Source organism: Streptomyces sp. NPDC017890, from assembly GCF_044328675.1.
Lineage (GTDB): Bacteria > Actinomycetota > Actinomycetes > Streptomycetales > Streptomycetaceae > Streptomyces.
Genome location: NZ_JBIRHU010000155.1, coordinates 1 through 1,290 on the forward strand (window position 1 = coordinate 1; position 1,290 = coordinate 1,290).

1 protein-coding gene is annotated in these 1,290 nt (G+C 59.6%); it reads left to right on the forward strand.

The features are described 5' to 3' along the window. A partial coding sequence (locus tag ACH4F2_RS36200) for a hypothetical protein (protein WP_398136826.1) occupies positions 1-1,179 on the forward strand: 1,179 nt, incomplete at its 5' end. Positions 1,180-1,290 lie beyond the last annotated feature (111 nt).

Genomic DNA, 1,290 nt, shown 5'->3' on the forward strand with positions numbered 1-1,290 from the left:
CTTGCTAAAGCCATCGCGCGTCGAGTGGACGAACTGCACCAGCTAGACACTGCTCGGGCTGCTCGGCTCGCGGCCGCACCAGCAGGTATTGATTCGACTGCGACAGTCGGGGCGTTGTCAGTCCGTCCCGCTGAGTCGACGGCAACTGTCACTGCAACGCCGTCCGTTGAGTCTCGTATTCACGAGTTGGAGGACATGCTCAGTACAGGAGGCCCGCAACCGCGAGTCGATCGCGCCGTACGGGAAATCCTGCGACCGGTATTCGCCGGACTTCAGGACATCGACAAGTTCCCTCCCGCATTCGTTCCCGGAAGCGACTCCGCGAGTCGGGTAAGGCAGATGGTAGAGGGTGCCGAGACCTACCGCGACTTGGTCGATCCGGCAGTTGACCTCTTCATTCGAGGGGGCCTGTGGGGTGTGGACTATGTTCCGGTCTTCCGACGAGCGCTCGAGGACATCGCAGCGACTCGAGTCGACGCGTCGAAGCCTGGATCGATTATCCAGCCAATGCGCGCCGAATACTTGACGGGCTTGGCACTGTTTCCGACGACACTTTTGATGTACGCCGCCACGATCGCTGCCCTTCGCGAGGGAAACTATCGAATGATTCAGACCTTGAGCTGCGAGGCTCAGCTTGATGTGTCAGAGCAGTTCGGAGGAGTTACCTCCCATCGCCCCATGATCGTCGGTGCTTCTCCGTACTACTCTCTTCGCACCGCGGAGATCACTCAAACGCTGTTCGCGCATCAGCAAGGATTTCTGACGGATGAGATGCTCGGGGCGATTGTGTCAGGCCGGCTCCGCCAAGGAGTCCGGTTTCCCGCATCTCGGTACTTGCGAGAGACACTGCGGCGGAACTTCGACAGCGCTGGGGTTTCCTCGTCGGAGTACGAGAAGCTGTTCGATCAAGCAGAGGTGCTCTTCTCGATGATTACCGTCGACATCAAAGACAGCGGTCGTGTTCACGCCGATCCATGGCTGGGTACATTCGCGCAACGCACCGCCGCCTTCGATGAATCGAATTCCGTGTGGTCGAGATACCTCGATGAATGCGAGAGAGCCGGCGGCGACTGGTTGCCGTTGCACAGTGGGTTGTTCGGCGGTTCGCCAGACCGCGCAAAAGCCGCCTCGCAAGAGGTCAGACGATTGACCGAGGATCACCTGATGCGTAACCGCTAGCAGTCTCAGTACAGCCCGAGAAGCACGCCGACAACGCAGGGCCGAGGCAGCAAAGTCTACCTCGGCCCTGCGTCATCTCAGCTCTACAGCCAGTCAACGACCAGCATGTTG